Below are 20,933 nucleotides of genomic sequence, written 5' to 3' on the forward strand. Positions count from 1 at the left end.
ATGGATTTATCCGAGCATTTCCACAAATGCTTCAATTCTTGTGCGCAGCTGTTCTGCATCGGCATCATCATAGTCCGTCTCGATGCCAAGAACCGGAATACCAGCTTCCTTGAGTGCTGCCTCTACCGTATATCCTTCCGTGTCATACAGACAACAGAACTTCAGATTGACGTCAATGACGCCGTCTACATGATATTCCTTTGCCAGACGGAGAATATCATCAATTCTGCCGGTGTTCGGCGTGAAGCAAGCACAGTTGATGCCCATATAGCGTTCAGCCAAAGCCCGATACTGTTCTTCCAAAGTTTCTTTGCTTTCGTCGACCAGCCGTTCAAAATATCGCGTGCCTGTGCAGGTCTCTTCACATACGACAGCGGCACCGCTGGTTTCGATAATATGATGTAGCTTCCAGTTTGGAATGGCCATCGGTGTTCCGGTTACCATAATACGCTTGGTTCCGGCAGGGAAGACGGAAACACCGTCTGCAATGCGCTGTTCCAATTCATCTGCCAGACGATTTGCCATCTGTGCACAGCGAACCGGATCATCAAAAAAGGCAATCTGCATCATGAGCAGAGCATCCTTGCCGCTGATGGGAAGTTTTTCTGCTTTTCGTGCTTCATATACACGAGCGAGTGCCTTGCGCTTTTCATTGACGATATGAATCGCATGGTTGAGATTTTCCGGCTCAATAGTGTTGCCGGTCATCTTTTCTACAACGGCAGCAAAATCTGCAATTTCTTCTGCCCATTTTTTGATGTCCTTTTCGCGCTTCATCTGCGGCATGTCCATGACATGCATCGGAACATCTTTGCCGAGAATTTCCCATGCTTTTTTCTTGCCATCGCAAGTGGTCTCACCAACATACATATCTGCAATGCGGAAGAAGGGGCAAGTGCGATCCAGTCGAGCACCGACAGATGCCTTAATCAGCGGACATGTGCTCTTTGGAAGCACCTTTTCACCGCCGGATACCCAGAACTGCGAACCGCCGCACAGACCGGTAACAATACCGTTTGCCGCGAGAACAACCTCATCCGGCACATATACACAGAACGTACCAAATACCTTCTGTCCCTTTTTCTGTGCTTCAATCAGCTCCGCAGGACGAATGCCGTGAATATCTGCCACAACCATATCCCAGAAATCCATCGCTGCCGGACGGTTTTCCTGAGACAGATATACATCTCCGAAGGCCGTTGGCAGCACCTGACATAGTGCGTCATGATTTTCCAAATCCATACCGAGTTCTTTCCACATTTCAACGTAATTTGCCATGCTTATCTCTCCTTTGAAACAAAGAGAACCCGCATTCCCAAAGAATACGAGTTCTCAAGTAGTCACTTCTTCGTTCTTATCATAACATAGGGAATGAAAGATGTCAATTCTTGTCAGATGGTTTTGATGCTTTTATTATACCGGAAAAAAGGGAAGTTCTTTCACTTCCTCACCATCAACAGGCACAGGAAAATTGAACACGATCTTCTTTATCCAGCTTCCGTCTTTCCTTTTCTCCGGGAACATCTCAATTCGCTCGATAAAGGCTTTCATAAACTCTTTCTGTTCCGCTTCTGTTGTGGAATGGTAGACTTCATCAAATGCCAGCAACAAGCGATAGACATTATTTTTGCAGTAGTAATAATACCGTTCATAGAAACCTCCTAGTTGTTATTACAATGCTTTTTTTGGACAGGCTTTGACGCATTCCATGCAGAGAATGCATTCTGTTCCGTTTTTTCGTTTTCTTGTATTGTCTGTGACGTCTACATCCATCGGACAGACCTGTCTGCATTTTCCGCAGGATACGCATTTTTCTTTGTCGCATGTCACGCGAATCAACGAAAAATAACTCATCGGTTTGAGAAACACGGTAATCGGACAAATATATTTGCAAAACGCCCGATTATCGTGCAATGCAAACGCCAGCGCAATGCCGACAGCATAATATGCGATATTTCCGGCGATAAACAGCCAAAACATGATGCGTTCGAGATTTCCGACATGACAGAGAAACAGACCCGCGACCAAAAGCAGCGAGGCGATAAACGTCAGATAGCGAACAAACCCGAGCTTTTTTCGCGGTGCGTGCGGCTGCCGAAACGGCAAAAAATCCAGCACCATCGCTGTCCAGCAGGCATAGCCGCACCAGCCTCTGCCGAAAAGCAACGGTCCGAAAATTTTGGCAACGGCATAGTGGATGGTTGCGGCTTCAAAGACACCGGTAAACAAATAATACCAGAAGCCTTCTATTTGCATGTTTTCCTGACAAATCAGCCCCAGATATACCAGCATATACGTGCCAATGAGCAGCTGCGAAACGCGCCGCGCGTGGGGATGCCGCCGCGCAAATAAAAGCAGGGCAATCGCCAGCGATGTGCCGATGTAGCTGAAATTCAAAAGATAAAATAAATTGTCCTTGGCTTGCCAGAGCACCACCGCAACGGTCTCAAAGATGAGCCAAAGTAAAATAGGAAAAACTGTCTTTTTCATGAAAAAACCTCAGATGCAGCATCACATATGTTCCCGCACGGGAAAACCGGACTTTCCGCAAGGCTTTCCTGATGATAGCAGCCTCGCAAAAAGTCCGGAAATCCGCCGCTTTTTGGCATTTATTTTTTTGACAGCAGACAGACCGCCTCCGCGCGGGTCAGGGAGCTGTCAGTCGTTACTTCTGCGTCACCTTGCCATTCTCATACAGCCACTTGGTGACATTGCCCTTGGAATCCGTCACACGGATATAGAACTTGGTAATTTCCGTGTCGCTGGTAAAGCTCGTGCCGGTGAGATAATGTTTTCCATCGTCGGAATACTCCACCTTATCAATATCCACGCCGGTACCGGTTGCGGTGATGCGTGCCTCCCACGTTGTGGTCGTCGGGCGGTTCCACCACCACCAGCCGCCACCGCCGGAGGTGCGCTTGGTTACGGTCGCGCTGACCGAAACGCTGGCATTGTCCGGATCCAGTGCGCCGCAAACCGTGCACGCACCGTTTTCATAGGTGCAGTCGCCGGTCTCGGTCGCGCCGCAGATCGTGCAGGTTCTTGTGTGCTTGCCATCTTCCGCAGGCGTCCACTTGCCGAAGCTGTGCTCCGTGGATTCCATTGCGTCATACAGCTTCACATCCGCGTTCGTGTCCGACTTGGAAATCGACAGGTCTGTTCCGTCACCGACGAGATACCAGTTGGTCACCTTGGTGCTCGGACGGCCCCACCAGCCCCAGCCGGAGCTTGTCTTTTCTTCCGTCTTCGTGTAGAACTTCGCGTCATACTTCCAAACATACGCCGTGTCACGCAGAACCAGCTTGCCGTTGTCAAAGGACAGGTACTTGCCGTCGGCATTCTGAATCGACCAGCCCGCCTTGTCATCTACCCACGCGAAGGTAAACGTGCCGTAGCTCTTGCCGTGGATGCGCATTTCGTGCGCGCCGTTGGAAATCTTCACTTCCTTGCCGCCCTTGCAGATCTTCGGCTTTTCCTTGCAGATGACATTTGCGTTCAGCAGCGGGGTATTTTCCTCGCCAATGTTCTTCTTCAGCGCATCCCAATCCTCCTGTGTGCCGCCGTAATATACGGTTGCCAGAGCTTCACAATCATAAAAAGCACGATCTCCAATGCTCGTCACACTCTTTGGAATGGTTACTTCCGTCAGGTTGTTGCAACCCTGAAAAGCACCCACTCCAATGCTCGTCACACCTTCCGGAATCGTCACTTCCGTCAGGCTGCTGCAATACGCAAAAGCAAATTCTCTAATGCTCGTCACACCTTCCGAAATCGTTGCTTCCGTCAGGCTGCTGCAACTATCAAAAGCACCATCTCCAATGCTCGTCACACTCTTTGGAATCGTCACTTCCGTCAGGCTTCTGTAATACGCAAAAGCATTATCTCCAATCTCCGTTACCGGCTTCCCGCCCAGCTCGGCGGGAATGTCCACCTTGCTGTCCGAGCCGAAGTAACGAACAAGGGTCGCCGCGTCATCCGAAGCTTGATAAACCATATCGCCGGACAGATTGCATTCGTATAGCCTAAAACAAGCCTCTCTTGGGTTTAACTCCTCATTACCTTTTTGGATAGCAATATTCGCCCATTCGTTCTCTGTGCCTTCATAACATATAAATCGAATCAAGTTCGAAGTTGCATTCTGGAAAGCATCCTCTCCAATTGCCTTGATGGTTTTCGGGATATAGATATTAACTATATTTTTATATCCTTCAAACGCCTTCTCGCCAATTGCCGTGACCGGCTTGCCGCCCAGCTCCGACGGGATGACAATGTTCTTCGCCGAACCGGTGTAGCCGGTAATCGTCGCTTCGTCACCCGTTACGGTGTACTCGAAGCCGTTGGACTCCTGAATGGCGCAGATGACATTTGCGCTCAGCAGCGGGTCATTATCACTGCCTATGTTCTTCTTCAGCGCATCCCAATCCTTCTGTGTGCCGCCGTAATATACGGTTGCCAAAGCTTCACACTCGGAAAAAGCAAAGGATTCAATGCTCGTCACACTCTTTGGAATCGTTACTTCCGTCAGGCTGCCGCAACTCTGAAAAGCACTCTCTCCAATGCTCGTCACACCTTCCGGAATGATTGCTTTTGTCAGGCTGCCGCAACTCCGAAAAGCAAACGCTCTAATGCTCGTCACACTCTTTGGAATCGTCACTTCCGGCAGGCTGCTGTAATACGCAAAAGCCCATTCTCCAATCTCCGTTACCGGCTTCCCGCCCAGCTCGGCGGGAATGTCCACCTTGCTGTCCGAGCCGAAGTAACGAACAAGGGTCGCCGCGTCATCCGAAGCCTGATAAACCATATCGCCGGACAGATTGCATTCGTATAGCCTAAACCAAGCCACATCGTCAAACTCTCTTGGGTTTAACTCCTCATTACCTTTTTGGATAGCAATATTCGCCCATTCGTTCTCTGTGCCTTCATAACATATAAATCGAATCAAGTTCGAAGTTGCATTCTGGAAAGCATCCTCTCCAATTGCCTTGATGGTTTTCGGGATATAGATATTAACCATATTTTTATATCCTTCAAACGCCTTATCCGCAATTGCCGTGACCGGCTTGCCGCCCAGCTCCGACGGGATGACAATGTTCTTCGCCGAACCAGTGTAGCCGGTAATCGTCGCTTCGTCACCCGTTACGGTGTATGCAAAGCCGTTGGACTCCTGAATGGCGCAGATGATATTTGCGTTCAGCAGCGGGGTATTTTCCTCGCCAATGTTCTTCTCCAGCGCATCCCAATCCTCCTGTGTGCCGCCGTAATATACGGTTGCCAAAGCTCCACAATCATAAAAAGCCATCTCTCCAATGCTCGTCACACTCTTTGGAATGGTTACTTCCGTCAGGCTGCTGCAAAAACCAAAAGCACCAACTCCAATCTCCGTTACCGGTTTACCGCCCAGCTCGGCGGGAATGTCCACCTTGCTGTCCGCGCCGAAGTAACGAACAAGAGTCGCCGCGTTATCCGAAGCCTGATAAACCATATCGCCGGACAGATTGCATTCGTATGGCCTAGCCGAAGGAGGATCACCCTCCAAATACTTTGGGTCTAACTGCTCATTACCTTTTTGGATAGCGATATTCGCCCATTCGTTCTTTGTGCCTTCATAACATATAAATCGAAACTCATCCGAAATAACTGTTCCCCAGAAAGCATCCTCTCCAATTTTCTTGATGGTTTTCGGGATATAGATATTCGGCGTTTTATATCCGTAAAACGCCTTATCCGCAATTGCCGTGACCGGCTTGCCGCCCAGCTCCGACGGGATGACAAGGTTCTTTGCCGAACCGGTGTAGCCGGTAATCGTCGCTTCGTCGCCCGTTACGGTGTATGCAAAGCCGTTGGACTCCTGAATGGCGCAGATAATTTCTGCCTTCAGCAGCGGGTCATTATCACTGCCAATCGAAATCTTACCCCAGTCTGTCTGCGAGCCGCCGTAATATACGGTTTTCAGAGCATCACAGTTGTAAAAAGCAGAATCTCCAATGCTCGTCACACTCTTTGGAATCGTCACTTTCGTCAGACTGCTGCAATTCCGAAAAGCACTATCTCCAATGCTCGTCACACCTTCCGGAATCGTTACTTCCGTCAGGCTGTCGCAATGTGCAAAAGCAAATCTCCCAATCTCCGTTACCGGCTTGCCACCCAGCTCCGACGGGATGACAAGGCTCTTCGCCGAACCGGTGTAGCCGGTAATCGTCGCTTCGTCGCCCGTTACGGTGTATTCAAAGCCGTTTTCCGCGTTGGCTGTCTGCTGTTCGTTGTTCGTGTCGTCCTGTGCGTTGACCTGTGCGCAGTCCGTCAGCGGTGCTCCCTCTGCGCCGCACACGGCACAATCCATGTTGCGGGTTTCCTCCGTACACGCCGCGGTGCAGGTACACGCGGCAGACTGCACGTTGGTCTCTGTCTCTGCCGCCAGCGCCGGTGTCACCGTGCCCAGCGTCATGGTCAGCGCAAGTAAACTACTGCATACTTGTTTTTTCATAACCTTCCTCCCAATTGTTTTGTCGTGGATAGCGGCTGTACGTCACCGCCACCTGTGTCCCCTGGCTGCTTTTGGCTGTGTCAATCACCTCCTGCTGATTTGAAAATCATAACCTGAAACATCTGCCGCTCTGGCGTCCTTGCGCAAAGGGAGCTTCGGGCGGGATTGTACGCTTGCGTCAACAATTTACATGATTCAATTATACATTATTTTGGTCGGAATGTACAGAAAATATTTCCTCGGCGCGCAATTTTTTAACACTATATATAACCAGCGCAAATTAGAATTTCTATTTCTGCTGCCATATCATTTCAAATCTCCATTCATACTATTCCGGAAAGCACGAAGCACCCGCCGTGATTGGCAGGTGCTTCGCTCCTTTTTTTCCTGATTCGTGCATTTATCCGTTATTCTTCTTGCATCAAGCATTACCGCAGTCTGCCAGATAAGCATGTTACAATTCAGATATTCCTTTTACTTGCTATCCCTGATACCGGATTCTTTCAACCAGCGTTTCCTTTTTCAGATTACTGCTTAAAACGAGGGAAAGCACAATTTGTAGAACACCAACCAGAAGAATCATAACAAGAATCGGGATAAGAGGAACGTGATAAACGTTCATTCCAAAAATTCCATTATGCTTCGCATAGGAAAACAGTGCATAGCCAAGTGGCAGACCAACGATAAGTGCTACACATATGGTGCCAACCGTAAAAATCAGTCCCTGTAACTGCAGGCATAAATTTAATTGTTTATTTGTCATACCCACAGCCTGTAATACACCGTATTCCTGCTTCTTCGTGGTGATATTGATGATCATGGTGTTTGCCAGATTCATAAACCCAATGAGACCGACAATTGCCATGAACAGATAGCAGCCAAGCTTCATCATACGGCTTGCGTATTCTGCGGTTTGCAATTCTGCGTGATAGGTGTTCAGCTTGATATGAGAAGTATCGGAGAGCAGGTCATTCAGGCTTTGCTCTACAGATGCCACATCTTTTTTATCACAGTCCACCCACAGATAGCCATAGGCTGTTCCCCTCGGATTCATGGAACGGTATACTTCTTCCGGAATGACCAGATAAGTGTCCGCGCTTACAAAGGAGCCTGCGATTTTTCCATGATAGGTATAGGTTCCGCTTCCGTTATCAAAGTTGAATGTAATCGGTGCACCCGCAGAATACCCGTCAGCTTCCATCCACATGGACCAGCCAAAGAAAACATCCCCGTTTTTGACAGCCTGTGCATAGTCCATGGAACCGATATCGCCATCCTCGCGCATCATTTCAAAATCCTCTTGATTTACGATTGCAACCGGAAATTTTGTTCCGTTCAGATCTGCAGAGACGATTTCTCTCGTCAGTACATCCGTTACACCGGGGATGGATTTGATTTCTTTAATCAAAGAATCATTCAGTGGGTTGTTCTGTAGGATTGTGTCCAGATTATTCTCCGAATAGGCTTCATCATAATTCTGGGAATAATCCAGCTGCAGTTCAAATTGTCCATGATTAACGGAAAGACGCGCCTCGTGCTCCGTGTCAATATTTCCTACATAATTAGAGATAATTACAAACAATACACAGGAAAGCCCCATGGTAAGAATCGTAGCAATGGTTCTTTTCGGATTGCCTGTCACATTTGCCATTGCCATGGAGAAAACGGTGACATCTTTTCTGCCTTTTCGTCTGCCCTGTTTTTGCGTTTTGGAGCCGCCAAAATACCGTGTCGCTTCGATGGGTGAAATCCGGGAAACAATTTTCATGGGTTTGCGCAGAGCCAAAACGACCGTAAGAAACGATACCAAAATGCAGATGAGCATAATTGTCAGTGAAAACAGAGGCACCTGATGGTTCTTGATTCCGGACGATACCAGATTTCCCTGCTCCACCAGCCAGTTGAAGCTGACTTTTGCAATCAGGAAACCAAACAGCAGCCCCAGCGGTATCGAAGGAACCGCCAGAAGAATGCCCTCACGAAAGATCAACTGCTTCATCTGCTTTCTGGTTGCACCCAGCGCCTTGATTTTTCCGTACTCCTGAACCTTCTGGGCGATCCCGACCTGGAAGATATTATAAATGACCACAACGGAAAACAGCACGATTCCGAGGATCAGGGTTCCACAAACCACAATCATTTCATAGCTCGGCTGCAAGACCCATTGCAGGTAGAGGTCATTGATAATCACGTTTTTCTGGTCAATGCCGCAGGAATCCGCGATTTCTTTTATAACAGGCGCAACATTATTCATAGATACATTTGCAGAATCGCTCAAGGTAAAATAGATATTATATTGCCTGTCACCCTCCGCAACACGCTCATTATAAAAATCCTGCGAACCGAATACAACATAGGAAGCCTCGATGGTATATTCATCCCGATCATATAGGATTCCGCTGACAACAAATTCTTCCGGCTTATATTCTGACTGCATCCCTGCGCGGTAATCCAGTGTAACCGTATCTCCGATCTTTACATCACCATACCCCATTGCACGAAAAAATGCTCTTCCTGCGGCAATTTCCTGCATTTTTTCCGGATACTTTCCTTCCTTCAACTCATATTCTTTATTATAAGGAAGCATTTTTCTTGCAGTCTCATCCATGCAGACAAACCCGCCTTTTTCATTGCCTTTTATGATACCTTCGGTGCACATAGTGCCTGTAGCATCTATTTCCGCACGGCGGTTTACTTCTTTTAACTGCGATCCGTCTGCGGCGATAAACAGGCCGTAGTTGCTTCCGTATGAGCTTGCAGCCTGATCCTTCTGTAAGAGGATCAGTCCATTTCCAATTGTACTGATAATGACCAGAAGCATGGTAGTCAGGCAAATCGCCGTCATAATGAGGACACTTCTTGTCCGATTTCTTTTGTCGTTGCTGAATGCAATTTTGCTGATCGTCCTCAATTGAAATCCACCACCTGTCCATCCTCGATGACTAAAATACGGTCAGCAACCTGCGCGATCTCATCATCATGGGTAATCATTACAATCGTCTGTCCATATTTTTTTGCGCTCATTTTCAGCAGCGCGATCACCTCGTCACTTGTCTTGGAATCAAGATTTCCGGTTGGCTCGTCCGCAAACAAAATCTCCGGTCTGTTTACCAAGGCTCTTGCAATCGCAACGCGCTGCTGCTGTCCTCCGGAGAGGGTATTCGGAAGATTATGAATCCGGTGTTTAAGACCCAGTGTGGTGATAATATCATTGACATAAGCTTTATCCACTTTTTTTCCGTCAAGCCCCAACGGAAGAACGATATTTTCCCACACATTGATGGAGGATACCAGATTGAATGCCTGAAATACAAATCCGATCTTTCTTCTCCGGAAAACGGCAAGCTGATCCTCCTTCATGGAATACAGGTCCTTGTCAGACAAGATCACGCTGCCGCTGGTTGGTGTATCCAGCCCGCCCAGCATATGCAGCAGGGTACTTTTTCCGGAGCCGGATTTTCCGACAATGGCGACAAATTCTCCCTGTTGAATCTGGATATTCACATGATTGACGGCTTTGACCTGATTTTCCCCCGTCCCATAAAATTTGCAAAGCTGATTCGTTTCTAATATCACGCCCACTCCAATGGCCTCCTTTTCTTATTTACCAGCATTGTATCAAAGGAACCTTTCATTTCACTTTCAAAAAGAGAGCAGAAGTCTTACAGATTTGAAAGACTTCTGCTCATCATCTCTACGAAAGTCCATTTTCCGGCAGCTGAATCAAAAAGGTACTTCCTTTTCTGACTTTGCCGGAGGCTACCGTGATTGTCCCACCATGCTGCTCAATAATCTGTCTGGACAGATACAGACCGATGCCAGTTCCGCTCTTTTCGCGGACTTCCGGCGCAGTCCCTCTGTAAAACCGCTGGAATATTTTATGGTATTCACTCTGCGGGATTCCGATTCCCTGATCCTCGATCTCAATTCTCACAAAGCCAGTTCTTTTTTGTAGACGGATCGTGATTTTTGAATGTTCTGGGCTGTATTTGATGGCATTGTCCAAAACATTAATGATTGCTTCTCCAAGCCAACGTTTATCCTGCATGAGTGCACAATGCTCCAGTGATTCGTTGCAGTCGAAAATAAGTTCTATCCCTTTCTCCGCTGCCTTTGGATACGTTCGGTTTACTGCGGAGATGATCGTATCCATAATGGGAAGTGTTTTCTGATCAAGCTGAATCAAACCTGTCTCCAGTTTGGATATTTCCAGCAGAGACTGCAGCAATGTTTCCAATCCGTCCAATGCACTCCGGCAGCGGATGCGAAATTCCTGTTGCTCCGTCTCACTCAGATTGTTCCGCAGCAATATGCTAAAGCAGGTATCCAAGGCTGCAACCGGGGTTTTCAGCTGATGGGAAATGTCGGATACCATTTCCTTTGTGCTTTCCTTCTCCGCTCTGGCTTCCTCTTGCAGCAGCTGGATATGATGTCCGATTGCTTCAAGCTGAAATTTCAGTCTTCCCTGCCCGACATGATCTTCTGTGTCCGGCACTACCTCAAAGTGATTTTCCCGAAATGCAATCAGGATTTGCTCTAGCTGCTCCAATCGTTTCCGACTTTCTTTCGCCTCAGCTTTCTTCCGGTAAAACAGGAACGTTAGCAAAGACAGACATAGCACTGCACTTGTACAGCCGGTTATCATGATATTCTGCCGGAAGTGCACATAAAACGAAGTCCCTTTGTTTTCCCAGTACCCGTATTGCTCTAATAATTGCTTACCTTGTTCATTGGCTTGATGGTCGTTTCCTTTCAGCCATCCTGCGGCAACATCCATGCCGGTGGTCTCTGCGCCCGCCGCAACTTCTGTCAGGATATCCATTTTACATTGATAATCCTGATAATATAAATAGGCGGTAAAGCAGTTCAATACCGCAAAAAAGAGTAGAACCGGCAGCACCAGTGACAAGGCATCAACCCACTTTTTACGATGTCGTTTCGTCACTGACTTACCTCCTGATTCCATATATACCCAAGCCCGCGGATGTTTTTAATATAGACCGGTGCAGCCGGATTGTCTTCGATTTTCTCACGGAGTCTTCTGATATTGACAGCGATTGTATTTTCATCCACAAAATTCCCTTCCAGATCAAACACATTTTCCAATATTTGTGTTTTTGAAAGAATCTGTTTCGGGTTTTGAAGAAAAAAGGACAGCATTTTCAACTCCGTTTTTGTCAAACTGATTTCACGACTTTTTATCAGGACTTTCATTTCTCCTGCGATAAATACGATATCTCCCGAAATCATCTTTCCGGCTTCCGTTTTCTCCTGTCTGCGGCGGAAATGTGCTTCTATTTTCAAAAGAAGTACCGAAAGACTAAACGGCTTTGTAATATAATCATCTGCCCCTGCTTCATATCCCATGACCTGATCTGTCTCCTGATCTAACGCGGTAAGACAGATAATATATACATTTTGACAATTCCGCATCCATCTGACAAGCTCTAATCCGTTTCCATCCGGAAGATTCACATCACAAATGGCAACATCCACATTATTATCACTTGCAATTCTTTTCGCTTTTTTCACTGATTCTGCTGAAAAAACCTCATATCCGGATTTTTTCAGTGAAAAAGTGATTCCACGATTCAAGTTTTCATCGTCCTCAACCACAAGGATATTTGGCATAGCATATGCACCTCTCTTTATTAACTATTCATCTTAAAATGCTTCAATGCCTCCACAATTGCACTCTCTTTATCTTCTGGACACTGCGGTTGCCTGCTATCTTCATTTTTAGGTAAATTATAATTCTTTCCAACCTCAATTCCGCATTTTCTCTTTACCTATGAGATATACAGATTGGAAACCTTCATGTTTTCTTCATAAGCCTTGACCATATCCACTTGAAAGCAGGTCATTATCCTGCTTGAAAACTGTTGACAGGCTAACAGCTTACTTTTAAGCGTAAACTTTTCAAGTACTTTTAAGAATTCCAAACTGCTATGAACTAAGTTTTCTTCCATAGACAATACTGCCTCCACTTCCATAACATCTATTCCACTGCCAACTCTGTCTCTTAATATCGAGTAGCCTAAACTGCGGTCAGCTCTGACAACAATTTCAGTGCCACAACCTATGACATCTAATCCACAGCCTAAACCCTACTGCATTTTTCCGACCATCCACTTTTTCTTCGGTCAGACTAAAAAGTAGATATGTTTCCCTACAAGAAAACCGAGCTTTCCGCAAGGCTTCTCTGATGATACTAACCTCGCAAAAAGCCCGGAAATACGCCACTTTTCAGCACTTATTTATCTTTCTTTGACAGCAAACAGACCGTCTCATCTGTTGTTTTTAAAGGTGGGAAAATTTCTTTTGTCAGATGCTCATGATAATATACAGGAAAATGAAAATGAATGGATTTGACCCATCGACCATCTTTCTGTTTTTCAGAAAATAGTTCAATTCTACTAATAAAAGATTTCATAAACGTTTTCTTTTCAAAGTCAGTCATAAGATCATAGACTTTGCGAAACTGCAGAAGATATTCATATACAGAATCTCGTGACAACTGCCGCTGTTGAACATGGTTTATACGTGTTTGAACTTCTTGTATACGAAGATTAGCTCCATCGATACGTATAAATACATTTTCTAGTCTGCGATTTAAACTTTCATAGCGAAGATTATAATGTGTATCTTCCACGTCGAGGGAGTCCAATTGATTTTCAAGTTGATATTGTGTTTGCTTAGCTTGTCGAAGTTCTTTTTCAGCAGCTGTTAAAGCAACTTGAAGCTCATCTGAATCAACAGAAGTACCGATTAAATCTTTTAAAACTTGAGCAAATTGAGCATTATCCACTAAAGATATAATAGTATCTTGAACAGAAGAATCAATAGTTTTAGCATTTATTTGGTGATGCTTCCAAGTACATGTGTAACCGGATTGGCGAGTTTGATTGCGACATGTATAGCCATATGAAGGGGGATAGTAGGTTCCATCGGGTTTTCTTTTTTGAGAGTGAATACCGTACATGGACGCACCACAGCCGGGACACTTTAAGAGACCAGATAGAATGTATTCATGTTCTTTTACCTTTTTTTCTGGACGATGAGCGTGCTCTAAACGTTTTTCATGCGCCTTTTCCCAAAGTTCAGGAGTTACAATAGCTTCATGTATTCCGTCATATACAGGATAGTCTTTTTTCTTAACAACGTGATATTCGTTATGTTTACCTGAAATTTTTTCGGTTTTATGTCGTCCGTATGCGATTTTACCTGCATAAACAGGATTATCGATAATTTGAGCTACATAACGAGTTCCAAATTTCGTTAAATGCCCGTTCTGCCTAGGTCTTTTTTTAATTCCATGTTCATTAAGCCACTTGGCAACGCCGTCAACACCTAATGTCGTATGTACATACTTATCGAAAATGATTCGAATAGCGTTGGCCTCTTCTTCATTAATTTCAAGAAAACCATTGTTGAGGTCATAACCATATGGAGCAAAACCACCATTCCATTTTCCTTCTCTAGCCTTTTGAAGGCGACCAGCCATAGTTTGAGCACGAATATTTTCACGCTCAATTTCAGCAACTGATGATAAAATGGAAATCATCAGTTTTCCAGCACTTTGGGAACTATCAAGACCATCTTCAACACAAATAAGATTTACATCACAATCTTGCATAAATTGCAAATAGTATAGAATATCAGCAGCATTGCGACCAAAACGCGATAGCTTAAATACAAGAACATATTTAACATGATCTGTATTTTTTTGAATATCCGACATCATTTGCATAAACTGAGGACGATTTTGTGTGTTCTTTCCAGAGAAACCTTGATCGGAATACTCGCGTACAATAGTATAATCTTTATAGTCTGCGTATTTGCGGAGACTATTCAACTGAGCATCCAAGCTATAGCCATCTATCTGCATTATAGTAGACACACGAGTATATGTATAGACATTAATTTTTTTATTTGCAGACTGCATGTATTTCCCCACCTTGATTACAAACGATTTACTATTGAAATCATTATAACATGATATTGAAGAGAAAAAAAGAACAATGTTGAAGTGATGTTTAACTATAACAAACAATATACGCCAGAATTCAAAGAAATGGCAGTACCAGTGTATGCCCCCGGACGAAAGATATTCGGTAAAGTATGAGTCGCAAGGCAAAGTCAAAGGGCCTACCGCCTGTAATTCACAGACAGCAAGCCCTTTCGGTTGCTTGAATAATTTTTTCTGAAATATTATTTAACTTTTTGGGTCACTTCACTTGCAATACTCTCTACTTTCTTGTCATTTAATTGGACCAAAAAGTTTTTCATACTCTTCAACGCTAAGATGCTCAGCGACCCACGCTCTCGCATCTTCTTCCGTTACCGGAACAATGTCTCCATCATTCCTATACATCGATGGATCAGGTCCTACAGTAGAGTACAGAAAGAACGTTCCATCAATTTTCTCATATAGAATCTCATATGCATAGTAGATGCCTTCAATGCCACCAGTCTTTATATAAGCCAATGTCATTGCTTGATCTGTATCGTACAGTTTTTTATCAATAATTTTTCTCATGCTTACTCTCCTTCCAACCATACAATAACTTCATATACCACGGAGAATTCAATCTTGTTCTTAACTGTCCAATAATGCGTTCGTACCCCATGCGCTGTCGTTCTAACTCAGTGTTGTAATACGCTGTAATTTTTTCCATCGTTTTTTCCCACTGTTTGCTATCCTCCGCCTGTTGAACAGCCAATTCCATAGCATACTCTAACCTAGCCGCCTCAACTCGTTCGTCCACAGTGCGTGCTTTTTGTTCAGCGATCATCATGACTTGTTCGCTCTGCTTCAAAGCTTTTTTCAACTCCATGTTCTCGGCTTCTAGCTTGGTCGGTTCTTGATGTTCCAGTGCTCTGTTTTGTTTCTCCACTAAGCCGATCTGTTCTTGCAGTGAGTCGGCTAACCTCTGCTGCTCTGAGGAGAGGTTTGAAATCGTCTGTTCTTGTTCGCGTATAGTTTCTTGCAGACCTTCGTTCTCTCTGATCAGCTGTTCTAATGTGTTCATATTTTTCTCGTCCAATAATGTCATCTGCTTTCCTTAATAATACGTCTTGAATTTCACCGATGATTTTCACTAATTGAAGTTTAAGCGCATTCCGCCTTCTCACAACACGATTCTGCTCACATCGCTCAGAAATACTGCCCTTTTGCTCTATTTGTCTTGCAACAAATCCCTCATGAATTGTCGGTATAATTTCCTTTTTCTGACGCGCATAGCTCCTATGATCAACTGCCTGGCATCCAAGAAATTGATTACACTGTTTTGCCCATGCCGCTCGCCAAATCTCTGCATTTTCTCTGCTATTCCATTGATTAACCTGCACGGTTTCACGTTGCCATAGCTTGCGACCACGTGCCCCAATCTTCTGCTTTCCTGTCTTAGAATCGATAATGGGAATTCTATCTCCATTTGAATCCAGTTTATAAATTTTTCGCTCTTTTGTACTCCATGCCCCATCAGAGTTTATGCCACGAACTGTAAGAAGAATATGAACGTGTGGATTTCCGTCCTGTCGATCATGTAGTGCCCAGTCGGCGCACATACCCTTGGATATAAACTGCGCTTTTATGTAGCTTCTAACTAGCTCAATCTGCTTTTCTCTGCTTAGTTCCTTGGGTAACGCCATCTCCACCTCTCGTGCAAGCTGTGAATTGCTTTTACATTCAACCTTTGATACAGAATCCCATAACGTTTGTCGGCTACTATAGCTTTCTGGTGCATGAGATGGTAACAATATTTCTGAGTAGATAACACCGCCTTTCCTCGTAAAATCATGTACTTTCCCTGTGTCATGATCGACTAGCCTTGCTCCTGCTCTGTACGCTGCACACGCTACAACGCTTCTTCCTTGGCTGCGACTAACAACCTTAATCGAATAATGAAAAATTGCGACTTCCACCTTCCTCCCATTTTAGGAATTTAATTCCCAAAATTACTGCCATCGCTTTCATCATAAATATGCGAGAATTACCAATTTAAAACGAAAAAATTTTGCTCTCCGCAGGAGTCCTCGAAGAGTGCACTTACAGACATACACATGTGTGTCTATAAGTGCGCCTTTGGTGCCTTTGACATAGTAAAAGTTTCATATTTTTAATAAGAAGGAGGTGAATGTCATGGCGAGTTCCTATGAAGATCGTATTTCCAAGTTGCAAAAACGCCGTGCTGAACTGCTTGCCCAAGAAAAAAAGCTAACGGCACAACAAAAAGCTGCTGATCGCAAAGCGCGAACCCGTCGCTTAATTGCCATCGGTGCCGGTGTAGAAAGTGTTTTACAACGTCAAGTGCATGAAGGTGATGAGTTAAATAGTTTTTTAGATCTATTACGCATTTATGATATTGGAAAAGAATTTTAAAAAGTGCGGATAACAAAACAAGAGGTCTCTCGACCTCTTGTTTTCGTTACCGCACTTGTGCTTTATATAGAAACTTTTCCGTTGTTACATCGTTTCATTATGATAGATAAGTGTCACGATCTGAGCACGAGTACAATTGTCATCCGGGGAGAACGTAGTCTCGGAAGTACCAGATGTGATACCATTCTCAGCCGCCCAAGCAACGGCGTTTGCATACCAAGCATCTTCCGGCACATCCGTAAATGCAGTCTTTACATTCTTCGGTTCCGGATTGCCAGCACGATTCCAAAGGAACTGTGCTACCTGAGCGCGAGTGCAACCTTCATTCGGGGAGAACGTAGTCTCAGAAGTGCCATCTGTAACCTGGTTTTCATACGCCCACTTTACAGCATCAGCATACCAAGCATCATCCTCAATATCATGGAACGGAATTGTCTCTGCGATCAAAGCTTCCGTATTTCTTGCATCTAAATTGTACAAGAACTGAACGATCTGCGCGCGGGTACAATTGTCATCCGGAGAGAATGTGGTCTCAGAAGTGCCGTCCGTAATCTTATGCTTCAGCGCATAGTCTACCGCATCATAGTAATATGCATCGTCTGCCACATCTACGAAGCGTTTATCTGCCTTCTGATCAGTATAGGTCTTGCCATTCGCAGTAACCGTTGCGGTATATGTTACCTTCATGCCAGAGCCAGATTTTTCAATCTTAGCATTTACATCGTTGGTCTTACCGCACTTCGCGCAAGTAAAGGTTGCAACACAGGACTGTGTACCATTCCAATTGAACTCCGGTTCGCCATAGGTGTGGCCGGTTGCCGGAATTGCAGTCTCCTTAACATCCGTATAAGTCTTGCCATTAAAGGTAATGGTTGCTGTATGCTTCGTAGTACCTGCAGTCTCGCAAGTAGCCTCTGTAGTCTTATGCGTTACCGCACAATCCTGCTTCAGATCCGATCCACCAGTTGTGCAAACGAAAGTAGCTACGCAAGAGGTATAATCGCTAGACCACGCGAATGTCGGTTCCTTATACTCAGCACTGAGCTTTGGAATTGCTTCGGTCTTAGTCTTACCACAAACCGTGCAGGTATAAGTCTTTACGCCCTCACGAGTATCGGTCGGCGGGGTCGTAACCTTACCCTCATCCCAAGAATGATTTTCAGTCTTAGCGATTTTCTCGGTCTTGGTGTCTGTGTAATCCTTACCGTTCAGAGTAACCGTTGCAGTATAGGTGCGAACGCCTTCCTTAGCACAAGTTGCTTCTGTTGTTACCTTGCTGCTAACCTTGCAGTTGGCAGTCTGAGTGTCATCGCCAGCCTTACACGATACGCTTGCAGTGCAGGAAGTCTTATCATTAGACCACTTAAACTTCGGTTCACCGTAAGTGTGACCGGTTGCCGGAATGTCTTTTGTCTTAACATCCGTATAAGTCTTACCGTTTACTTCCACAGTAGCGGTATATGTTTCCACGCCAGTCTTAGTGCAAGTCGGGTTCTTTGTAGTTTTGTGTGTTACAGCACAATCCTTCTTCAGATCTGCCCCACCGGTCGTACAAACAGCAGTAGCTACGCAAGAGGAGTAATCTTCAGACCACGCAAACGTCGGTTCCTTATACTTAGCATTGAGCTTCGGAATTGCTTCGGTCTTGGTCTTACCGCAAACGGTACAGGTGTAGGTCTTTACTCCCTCACGAGTATCGGTCGGCGGGGTTGTAATCTTTCCTTCATTCCAAGAATGGTTTTCAGTCTTAGCGATTTTCTCGGTCTTGGTGTCTGTGTAATCCTTACCGTTCAGAGTAACCGTTGCAGTATAGGTGCGAACGCCTTCCTTAGCACAAGTTGCTTCTGTTGTTACCTTGCTGCTAACCTTGCAGTTGGCAGTCTGAGTGTCGTCGCCAGCCTTGCAAGATACGCTTGCAGTGCAGGAAGTCTTATCATTAGACCACTTAAACTTCGGTTCGCCGTAAGTGTGACCGGTTGCCGGAATGTCTTTTGTCTTAACATCCGTATAAGTCTTACCGTTTACTTCCACAGTAGCGGTATATGTTTCCACGCCAGTCTTGGTGCAAGTTGGATTCTTTGTAGTCTTGTGTGTTACGGCACAATCCTTCTTCAGATCGGCCCCACCGGTCGTACAAACAGCAGTAGCTACGCAAGAGGAGTAATCTTCAGACCACGCAAACGTCGGTTTCTTATACTCAGCATTGAGCTTCGGAATTGCTTCGGTCTTGGTCTTACCGCAAACGGTACAGGTGTAGGTCTTTACTCCCTCACGAGTATCGGTCGGCGGGGTTGTAATCTTTCCTTCATCCCAAGAATGGTTTTCAGTCTTAGCGATTTTCTCGGTCTTGGTGTCTGTGTAATCCTTACCGTTCAGAGTAACCGTTGCAGTATAGGTGCGAACGCCTTCCTTAGCACAAGTTGCTTCTGTCGTCACCTTGCTGCTAACCTTGCAGTTGGCAGTCTGAGTGTCATCGCCAGCCTTGCAAGATACGCTTGCAGTGCAGGAAGTCTTATCATTAGACCACTTAAACTTCGGTTCACCGTAAGTGTGACCGGTTGCCGGAACCGATTCAGTCTTAGTTGCTCTGCATTCAGTACAAGTGTAGGTCTTTACACCATTCTTTGTACAAGTCGGCTGAGTCGTAATCTCGCCCTCATTCCAAGAATGGGTTTCGGTCTTTGGAGTCTCTACAGTCTTTGTATCTGTATATGTCTTTCCTCCGACAGTAATTGAAGCAGTATAAACTGTTTCACCAGTATGAGAACAAGTAGCTGGCTTCGTTACCTTACTGGTAACATCGCAGTCTTGATTATAATAATCCCAACTGGATGAGCCATTTCCTGCATATGCATAATCTGCTACACAAGAAGTTCCGTTCCATGTAAAATTCGGAACAATTTCAACATCAAAGGTAACATAAGCGCCGTTCGGACTGGTAGCAGTGATAGTTGTCGTTCCAAGATTGTATGCTCGAATTTCACCGCTAGATGCTGCCGTAGCTACACTCTTATCACTCGACTTCCATGTAATATCTCCATCTGGCGTAACAGTAACACTCGGATACGCAGTGCCATTATGCCGCATTACAAACTTTGCATTCGTATCACTCGTAGAAGTATAATCTACGCTCTCCTCACTGTAGTCGCCAAATTCGTTATATTTATTATACTTAACCGTCAGCTTACTCTGATCGACTGTAATTTCCTCATAGTGTCCGATTTCCTCATGATGTTCGGTCTTGTAAATCGGGTCTTTGCCACCGGAATAACCAACAGATGCACCAGCACAAGATGAATATCTCAAATGGTCAGCGGCAGCGTGTGCAGCAGCATTCTCCCCAGGAGTAAGATCATTATCAGAAGCAGGATATTCATCGAAGTAAAATTTTGTCTGACAATTGTTACAAATATAGTAATGTCGATATCCAACTACAACCTGAACATCCTCTTCCTTCTGATCAACGACCCAAACCTTGTTTGTTGAATCTGAATCTGTTGTAGTCTGAGATGATATGGTAGATGTGGATGATTTGGTTGTTGTATTTTCATTGTTAATTGCAAATGCCGGTGTCACTACATTGACAGCCAAAACGCCGGACATAATGACCGATGCGAGCTTAGATTTGTTAAATTTCATAAGGTTTTATCTCCTAAATAGATCAAATGCAGTATTTTTTTCAAAATACTATCCTAAGTATAGCTCTTTTACACAAAAATTGCAATGTAGATCATTCATCTTTTCATGATGGAAATAATCAGGCTAAAAATGCATAATTAATTTTGCCGGAATTAAATTCCTTCAATTTTAATTATGCATTTTGAATATTCTCTCATATTTCTGTTAAACACAGAAAGTGAGACCGAATAATGGATCAAAATTACTTGAATGATGCAGATGAAAATCTAAAGTTTATCCGTTGCGCCAAATTTATGTTTGATATGATGCAGAAATATAGTGATGCATATACAAATGATTCTTGTTCTACATCTGACTCTTCTCCTGATAGTGATAAAGCCGCTGTTCAAAAGTGAAGTGACCCCAAAAGTTAAACAATATTTCAGA

General features: G+C 44.8%; 15 protein-coding genes and 1 pseudogene. 2 read left to right on the forward strand and 14 right to left on the reverse strand.

Annotated features, from left to right (window positions below):
* Positions 1-6: 6 nt before the first annotated feature.
* From KQI75_RS02895 to mobQ, 13 genes and pseudogenes are all read right to left on the reverse strand, one after another.
* The gene (locus tag KQI75_RS02895; RefSeq protein WP_216469174.1) at positions 7-1,278 is read right to left on the reverse strand and encodes a double-cubane-cluster-containing anaerobic reductase; all 1,272 of its coding nucleotides are present in this window, start codon (positions 1,276-1,278) and stop codon (positions 7-9) included.
* A 135-nt stretch (positions 1,279-1,413) separates the two neighbouring features.
* Positions 1,414-1,611 carry a hypothetical protein gene (locus KQI75_RS02900; RefSeq protein WP_281416170.1) on the reverse strand — a complete coding sequence of 66 codons (198 nt, stop codon included), beginning with the start codon at positions 1,609-1,611 and terminating at the stop codon, positions 1,414-1,416.
* 60 nt (positions 1,612-1,671) lie between these two features.
* Positions 1,672-2,490 (reverse strand): 4Fe-4S binding protein, encoded by an 819-nt coding sequence (locus tag KQI75_RS02905; protein WP_216469175.1) that lies wholly within the window; start codon positions 2,488-2,490, stop codon positions 1,672-1,674.
* Between the two features lie 175 nt (positions 2,491-2,665).
* On the reverse strand, positions 2,666-6,484 hold the full coding sequence (locus tag KQI75_RS02910) for a leucine-rich repeat domain-containing protein (protein WP_216469176.1): 3,819 nt from the start codon (positions 6,482-6,484) through the stop codon (positions 2,666-2,668).
* Positions 6,485-6,965: 481 nt separating this feature from the next.
* A complete protein-coding gene (locus KQI75_RS02915) occupies positions 6,966-9,395 on the reverse strand; it encodes an ABC transporter permease (protein WP_216469177.1) in 2,430 nt (809 codons plus the stop codon).
* Positions 9,392-10,066, reverse strand: coding sequence for an ABC transporter ATP-binding protein (locus KQI75_RS02920; RefSeq protein WP_216469178.1), 675 nt, complete (start codon positions 10,064-10,066; stop codon positions 9,392-9,394). The genes KQI75_RS02915 and KQI75_RS02920 overlap by 4 nt, the downstream gene beginning before the upstream one ends.
* A gap of 112 nt (positions 10,067-10,178) precedes the next feature.
* Entirely contained in the window at positions 10,179-11,429 is a 1,251-nt protein-coding gene (locus tag KQI75_RS02925) for a sensor histidine kinase (RefSeq protein WP_407927177.1), read from the reverse strand.
* Positions 11,426-12,115 carry a response regulator transcription factor gene (locus KQI75_RS02930; protein WP_216469180.1) on the reverse strand — a complete coding sequence of 230 codons (690 nt, stop codon included), beginning with the start codon at positions 12,113-12,115 and terminating at the stop codon, positions 11,426-11,428. Before KQI75_RS02930 ends, KQI75_RS02925 begins: the two co-directional genes overlap by 4 nt.
* Positions 12,116-12,135: 20 nt before the next feature.
* Positions 12,136-12,303: pseudogene (locus KQI75_RS13545) on the reverse strand (23S rRNA (uracil(1939)-C(5))-methyltransferase RlmD); the annotation flags it as partial.
* A gap of 434 nt (positions 12,304-12,737) precedes the next feature.
* Positions 12,738-14,429: a recombinase family protein gene (locus tag KQI75_RS02935; protein WP_216469181.1), complete on the reverse strand. Its 1,692-nt coding sequence runs from the start codon at positions 14,427-14,429 to the stop codon at positions 12,738-12,740.
* Positions 14,430-14,744: 315 nt separating this feature from the next.
* On the reverse strand, positions 14,745-15,023 hold the full coding sequence (locus tag KQI75_RS02940) for a hypothetical protein (protein ID WP_216469182.1): 279 nt from the start codon (positions 15,021-15,023) through the stop codon (positions 14,745-14,747).
* Positions 15,007-15,321 carry a hypothetical protein gene (locus KQI75_RS02945; protein WP_216469183.1) on the reverse strand — a complete coding sequence of 105 codons (315 nt, stop codon included), beginning with the start codon at positions 15,319-15,321 and terminating at the stop codon, positions 15,007-15,009. The genes KQI75_RS02940 and KQI75_RS02945 overlap by 17 nt, the downstream gene beginning before the upstream one ends.
* Positions 15,269-16,411, reverse strand: coding sequence for a MobQ family relaxase (mobQ, locus tag KQI75_RS02950; RefSeq protein ID WP_216469184.1), 1,143 nt, complete (start codon positions 16,409-16,411; stop codon positions 15,269-15,271). The genes KQI75_RS02945 and mobQ overlap by 53 nt, the downstream gene beginning before the upstream one ends.
* A 217-nt stretch (positions 16,412-16,628) precedes the next feature.
* Here mobQ and KQI75_RS02955 point away from each other — a divergent pair, with 217 nt between their 5' ends.
* Entirely contained in the window at positions 16,629-16,868 is a 240-nt protein-coding gene (locus KQI75_RS02955) for a relaxasome subunit MobC (RefSeq protein WP_216469185.1), read from the forward strand.
* 84 nt (positions 16,869-16,952) lie between these two features.
* Here KQI75_RS02955 and KQI75_RS02960 read toward each other — a convergent pair whose 3' ends face one another.
* The gene (locus KQI75_RS02960) at positions 16,953-20,507 is read right to left on the reverse strand and encodes an S-layer homology domain-containing protein (protein ID WP_216469186.1); all 3,555 of its coding nucleotides are present in this window, start codon (positions 20,505-20,507) and stop codon (positions 16,953-16,955) included.
* A gap of 230 nt (positions 20,508-20,737) precedes the next feature.
* On the opposite strand from KQI75_RS02960, the gene KQI75_RS02965 reads away from it, so the two are divergent.
* A complete protein-coding gene (locus tag KQI75_RS02965) occupies positions 20,738-20,902 on the forward strand; it encodes a hypothetical protein (RefSeq protein ID WP_216469187.1) in 165 nt (54 codons plus the stop codon).
* The last annotated feature ends 31 nt before the right edge of the window (positions 20,903-20,933 follow it).

This window comes from Butyricicoccus intestinisimiae (assembly GCF_018918345.1).
GTDB classification, from domain to species: domain Bacteria; phylum Bacillota; class Clostridia; order Oscillospirales; family Butyricicoccaceae; genus Butyricicoccus_A; species Butyricicoccus_A intestinisimiae.